The 6,348-nt window shown below is 66.7% G+C and carries 5 protein-coding genes; all 5 read left to right on the plus strand.

Translation table 11 applies throughout. The features are described 5' to 3' along the window. Positions 1–70: 70 nt before the first annotated feature. Positions 71–1,099 carry an ABC transporter permease gene (locus ABI213_RS10275; RefSeq protein WP_348008941.1) on the plus strand — a complete coding sequence of 343 codons (1,029 nt, stop codon included), beginning with the start codon at positions 71–73 and terminating at the stop codon, positions 1,097–1,099. Between the two features lie 29 nt (positions 1,100–1,128). Beyond that, complete coding sequence (locus tag ABI213_RS10280) at positions 1,129–2,091, plus strand: ABC transporter permease (protein ID WP_348008940.1); 963 nt, start codon at positions 1,129–1,131, stop codon at positions 2,089–2,091. Beyond that, positions 2,088–2,408, plus strand: a complete 321-nt coding sequence (rhaM, locus tag ABI213_RS10285; protein WP_348008939.1) for an L-rhamnose mutarotase — start codon at positions 2,088–2,090, stop codon at positions 2,406–2,408. The genes ABI213_RS10280 and rhaM overlap by 4 nt, the downstream gene beginning before the upstream one ends. Before the next feature lie 4 nt (positions 2,409–2,412). Beyond that, positions 2,413–3,855 (plus strand): L-fuculose kinase, encoded by a 1,443-nt coding sequence (locus ABI213_RS10290; RefSeq protein WP_348008938.1) that lies wholly within the window; start codon positions 2,413–2,415, stop codon positions 3,853–3,855. Between the two features lie 123 nt (positions 3,856–3,978). Then, positions 3,979–6,348, plus strand: a 2,370-nt coding sequence (locus ABI213_RS10295; protein WP_348026939.1) for an AAA family ATPase, incomplete at its 3' end; no start/stop codon positions are given.

Here is a 6,348-nt window from a genome sequence, read left to right on the forward strand (position 1 = left end):
CTTCGGGCCTGGGCCACGCACCGGTTCCCAGCCCGTCTGCGCCTGTTTTTGAACCAGAGGCGGTTGCCGCATGAAAAAAATCACATCTATCCGCCGCGAGTGGTTGCTGCTGGCCATCATTGCCGCCATCGCCCTGGCTGTGGGCGCACGCGCCCCGGTGTTTTTAACCTGGCGCAACGGCCTGGACATTGCCAACGACTCGGCCATCCTAGCCATCCTCGTCATGGGGCAGATGCTGGTGCTGCTGACGCGCGGCATCGACCTGTCGGTGGCCTCCAACCTGGCGCTGACCGGCATGGTGTGCGCGCTGCTGGGCAAGGCCTGGCCGGGCGCTTCGGTGCCGGTGCTGCTGCTGGTCGCACTGGCTGTGGGGGCGCTGCTGGGCGCGGTGAACGGCTGGCTGATCACCCGGTTTGACCTGCCGCCCATCGTGGTCACGCTGGGCACGATGTCGGCCTACCGGGGCGCCATTTTTGTGGCCAGCAAGGGCGCATGGGTGTCCGACCAGGACATCCACGCCGCCATCAAAGGCCTGCCGCGCGAAACCTGGCTGGGCCTGCCCGCCCTGGTGTGGTTTGCCTTGGTGGTGTTAGCGCTGACCTCTGTATTCTTGAACCTGCGTCGCGAGGGCCGTGAAATTTACGCCCTGGGCGGCAACCCGCATGCCGCGGCGTATGTGGGCATCTCGGCGCGCAAACGGCTGATGATGGTCTACACCCTGTCGGGCATGTTGGCCGGGCTTGCCGGGCTGCTGTGGGTGGGGCGGTATTCGATTGCCTACACCGAACTGGCTTCGGGCTTTGAGCTGACGGTGGTGGCCGCCTGCGTGATTGGCGGGGTGAGCATTGGCGGCGGGGTCGGCTCGGTACTGGGCGCGGCGCTGGGCGTGCTGTTCATCGGGGTGGTCAACGGGGCACTGCCGGTGATCCAGGTGTCGCCGTTTTGGCAGCAGGCGATTGCCGGGGCGGTGATTTTGGTTTCCGTGGCGGTCAACGCCCGCTCTGAACGCCGCGCAGGCCGCCAGATTCTGGAACATTCCACAGCGACTTACGCAGCACCCACTGTGCGCCCGCCGGGCCGCACAGTGGGCGCTGCGTAAGTCTTCACATTTTTCAAAGGAGCCACGGCATGAAGGCCTGGAACACATGGGAGCGGGTGCTGCTGGCCCTGCTGGTACTGCTGCTGGCAGGCTTTGGCTGGGCGCAGCCGGGCTTTATGTCGGTCGATGCACTGGCCGACAGCACCTTCAACTTCAGCGAAAAAGGCCTCCTGGCGCTGGCCCTGGCCTTGCTGATCATTACCGGCGAGATTGATTTGTCGATTGCCGCCATCCTGGCCCTGAGCTCGCTGGCCATGGGCTATGCGATGCAAGCTGGGGCCGGGCCGCTGGGCATGGTGCTGGCCGCATTTGCCACCGGCGGTGTGGCCGGGGCCATCAACGGCGTACTGGTCACGCACTACAAGCTGCCGTCCATCGTGGTGACCATCGGCACCCTGTCGCTGTACCGCGGCCTGGCCATGGTGGCGCTGGGCGACAAATCCATCTCTGGCTACCCCGAGGTGTTCTCTACCCTGGGCAACAGCTATGTGGGCGAGGTGATCGGCGTGCGCTGGCTCACCCTGCCCATCGAATTCGCCATCCTGCTGGTGGCCGCTGTGGCCGTGGGCGTCACCCTGCACCGCACGGTGCTGGGCCGCAGGCTGTACGCGATTGGTGCCAACCCGGTGGCGGCGCGCTTCTCAGGCATCCAGGCCGACCGCTACCGGCTGGCGCTGTTTGTGTTTGCCGGACTGATGGCCGCGCTGGCCGCCGTTTTGCTGACCGGGCGCATCGGCAGCACCCGCCCGAATATTGCGATGGGCTGGGAACTGGATGCCATCACCATGGTGATCCTGGGCGGCGTGGCGATTGAAGGCGGGCGCGGCAGCATTGTGGGCACCATGCTGGCGGTCTTGCTGCTGGGCCTGTTCACCTTTGCCATGGGCATGGGCAACGTGACGGGCATCGTGATGTCGATGGTGGTGGGTGTGCTGCTGATCGTGTCGATGGTGCTGCCCAAGTTGTTCAAACGCCGAATGGTGCGTGCATGAGCGCCGAGAAATTCGCCTTCCGCATGTTCCTGAACCCCGGCTGTGTGGCGGAATACAAAAAGCGCCATGACGAGATCTGGCCCGAGCTGAGCGCACTGCTGAAGACAGCCGGTGTCAGCGACTACAGCATCTACCTGGACGAGGAACACCACGTGCTGTTTGCCGTGCTGCGCCGCACGCCGGACCACACCATGGCCACCCTACCCCTGCACCCGGCGATGCAGCGGTGGTGGGCCTATATGGGCGACCTGATGCGCACCAACCCTGACGGCAGCCCGGTGGCCGAGCCCCTGCCCTGCATGTTCCATATGGACTGAAACCATGCTGGACACGATTTTGGACCTGACCCTCGTCATCGACATCGGCAAAAGCCACGCCAAACTGCTGCTGGTGGACGACTTTGGTGCCGTGCTGGAACAGCATGGCCGCAAAAATGCGCCGGTGGGTACCGCACTGGGCTACAGCGCATTGGACATAGGCGGCTTGACCGACTGGATCTGCAGCACGCTGGCGGCATCCGCCCTGACGCCACGCTGCGCCCGCGCCATCGCCAGCACCCACGGTGCCGCCTTTGTCGGCATCACCGCCGACAGCCTGGCCTGGCCACCGATGGACTATGAGTTCGACAGTTATGCCGACCAAACCAGCGCCTTGCACCACGCCTACCAGCGCCAGCGCGATGGTTTCGATGTCACCCTGTCGCCGGATCTGCCGGTGGGCCTGAATGCCGCCCGCCAGCTCTACTGGCTGCAACACAGCCACCCCGATGCCTGGGCGCGCACAGAAACCCTGCTGCCCTACCCGCAATACTGGGCCTGGTGGCTTAGCGGCGTGGCGGCCAGCGAGGTGTCGTCCTTGGGCTGCCACACCCAGCTCTGGTCACCGGACCGGCAAGATTTTTCAACCCTGGCCAAAGCCCAAGGCTGGGCCGACAAATTCGCGCCCCTGGCCCCGGCCTGGCAGGTCTTAGGCTGTGTGCGCCCGGCGCTGGCCGAGGCCCTGGGCTTGCCCCTCAGTTGCCAAGTGCTGGTGGGCGTGCACGACAGCAACGCCTGCCTGGCCCGCTACCTGTCCAGCACCGCCGAGCTGACCGTGGTGTCCTCGGGCACCTGGACGGTGCTGATGGCCCCCGACGCGCCTACCGCCAGCCTGGATGCGCAGCACGACATGCTGTGCAACGTCAACGTGCGCGGCCAGGCCACGCCCACCGCCCGCTTCATGGGGGGCCGGGAATTTGCCGCGTTGCTGGACGGCGCCCCGGCCGACCTGGGCACGCTGGAAGACGCGGAAAACCTACTGCGCAGCCACACTACCGCCCTGCCCAGCTTCGCCCCGCAAGGCGGCCCCTTCATGCACCGCACGGGTGAAGTGTGGCGCGCAGGCCAAGCCGTTGCGCTGCCAACCCTGGCCCCTGCCGAACGTTCGGCCCTGGCCGCCTTGTACTGCGCCCAGGTCACCGCCTGGCTGGTGCAGCAATTGCGCCCCAGTGCGACCGCCGGGTCCACCGTCGTCGTCGAAGGCCCGCTGGCGCACAACCGCCTTTTCTTGGGCCTGCTGCAAGCCCTGTTACCCGGCCATACCTGCTACGCCAGCATCGATGCCATGGAGGGCACGGCACGCGGTGCCTGGATGCTGGGCCGCTGGAGCCAACCCACCGTCTCCCAACACCTGTTGGCCGCACCCGCATACCGCTTGGATGGGCTGCGGGAATACCACACGCAATGGCTGGAAAGTTGCCTTGCAGGGCCGACGGTAGCCGCATAAAAAAACTATGCTTTTGATAGCTGCCAGCGCAAGTAGAACCTGCGCTGGCAGCCCTTTTCTTTTAAAAAAATAAATACCCCAACAGCGATACCCTGCAAATACAAGCCACTATCATGTAAGGCAATGACTGCCCTGCGCTTGCCATCCCATTCGCTCATCGGCACCACCCCGGAGGGCGGGCCAGAGGATATGGGGCCGCCGCCCGCCTTTGCGGTGCCCGGCAGCTGCTTTGGCACCTATACCGTGCAAGAGGTGGTGTACCAGGGCCGCCGCTCGGTGGTGGTGCGCTGCCTGCAGGACGGGGTGCCGGTGGTGGTCAAGTTCTTGCGCCGGGCCCAGCTAGGGCCGGGCGACGTGGCCCGGTTTCGGCGGGAATACGAGCTGTCGCGCCGCATAAGGCACGCCCATGTGGTCAGCGCCGAGACACTGGACAGCTATGGCGGCGTGCTGTTTCTGGCCATGCCGGACGACGGCGCGGTATCGTTGCGCAGCCAACTGCAGCACGGCCCGCTGCCACTGGCCGATGCCTTGCACGTCGCCATCGCCGTGGTAGAGGCGCTGGATGCCATCCACGGCCACAACATCCTGCACAAAGACATTGCTCCCGGCAACATCATTGCCGACCTGGCCCGCGGCACCGTCAAACTGATCGACTTCGGCATTGCCGCTGACATGTTGGTCGAACGACCCCAGGCCTCCAGCCTGCGCGACCTGGAGGGCACGCTGGCCTATATGGCCCCCGAGCAAACCGGCCGCATGCACCGCGACCTGGACTACCGGGCCGACTTCTACGCACTGGGGGCCACGCTGTTTGAGCTGCTGACCGGCAGCCCGCCGTTTGGCCCCAGCCACGACCCGGTACAGGCGGTGCACGCCCACCTGGCGCGGACCCCGCCGCTTGCCTACAGCCTGCGTGCCGAAGTGCCGCAGGTGCTGTCGGGCCTGGTGGCGCGGCTGCTGGCCAAAGACCCCGAGGCCCGCTACCAAAACCACCATGTGCTGCGCCGTGATCTGCAGCGCATCTTGCTGCATCTGCACCAACCGCAGGCATTGGCCGCGCTGGTGCTGGCGCAGGGTGATTTGTCCGAGCGCTTTCAGGTGTCGGGCCGCCTGTATGGCCGCGCCGATGGCGTGCGCCGCATGCTTGAAGTGTTCGAGGCGGCGGCTACCGGGCCGGCGCAGACGGTGACCATCGCCGGGGCATCGGGCATCGGCAAAACCGCGTTGGTCAACGAGGTGCAGCGCAGCCTGCTGGGCCACCATGGCCATATGGTCAGCGGCAAGTTCAACCAGTTTGGCCAGCACACGCCCTGCGCGGCCTTTGTGCAGGCGCTGGAGCAGCGCGCCCGCCAGGTGCTGGCGCTGCCGCCCGGCGAACAGGCCGTGTGGCGCGAAGCGCTGCGCAGCCTGCTCGGTCCGAATGCCGCCATGGCCGCCACCGCCCTGCCCGAACTGGGTGTGCTGCTGGGCGAGACCCTGTCGCCGGTGGTCGAACTCGGCCCCACCGAAGCCGAAAACCGCTTTCTGCGCAGCATGCAACAGTGCTTTGCCGCGCTGGCCCGCGCCGACGCACCGCTGGTGGTGTTCATCGACGACCTGCAGTGGGCCGACCGCGTCTCGCGCCGCCTGCTGCGCGAGCTGGCGCTGGATGAGGGCTTGCAGCACATTTTGCTGATCGCGGCCTACCGCGCCGACGAAGTCCCCCCTGACCACCCGCTGCACCAGGACCTGGCCGCGCTGGCCAGCAATGGCGGGCGCAGCCTGGCGCTGAGCGTCGGCCCACTGCAGGCCGAAGACGTGGCCCAGTTGCTGGCCGACACCCTGCAGCAACCCTTGCCCCAGGTGCAGGCACTGGCCCATCTGTGCCTGGAAAAAACCGGCGGCAACCCGTTCTTTCTGGGCCGCTTCTTGGGGGATTTACACCGCCGCCAGCTCATCTGGCTGGACCGCAGCCAGCCGCGCTGGTGCTGGTCAGAGCCGCGCATCCGCAGCGAACACATTGCCGACAACGTGGTCGCCCTGATGCTGGAACAACTGCGCCGCCTGCCGCCGGATACCGGCAGCCTGCTGACCACGGCCGCCTGCCTGGGCAGCCGCTTCACCCTCGAAACGCTGGGCACCGCTTGCCAGCGCCCAGGCCATACCGTGCTGCGCGCCCTGGCCCCGGCCCTGGCTGCCGGGCTGCTGGTGCCCCAAGACACGCACTACCAGTGGATGGCCATGCTGGAGGCCCATGAAAGCCAGGGCCTGCGGGTCGAGCTGGCCTTTGTGCACGACCGGGTACAAGAAGCCGCCTACCTGCTGGCCGCGCCTGCCGAGCGCCCAGCCCTGCACCTGCGCATCGGCCGCCTGCTGCGCGATGGCGCACCCGGGCAGCCACCCGACTTCGCCGTGGTCAACCACCTGAACCAGGGCCAGACCCTGATGGACGATGCCCGTGAACGCGGCCAGTTGGCCACGTTCAATGCCCAGGCCAGCCAGTGGGCCTGCGCC

This window comes from Rhodoferax sp., from assembly GCF_039922535.1.
Taxonomy (GTDB): Bacteria; Pseudomonadota; Gammaproteobacteria; order Burkholderiales; family Burkholderiaceae_C; genus Rhodoferax_B.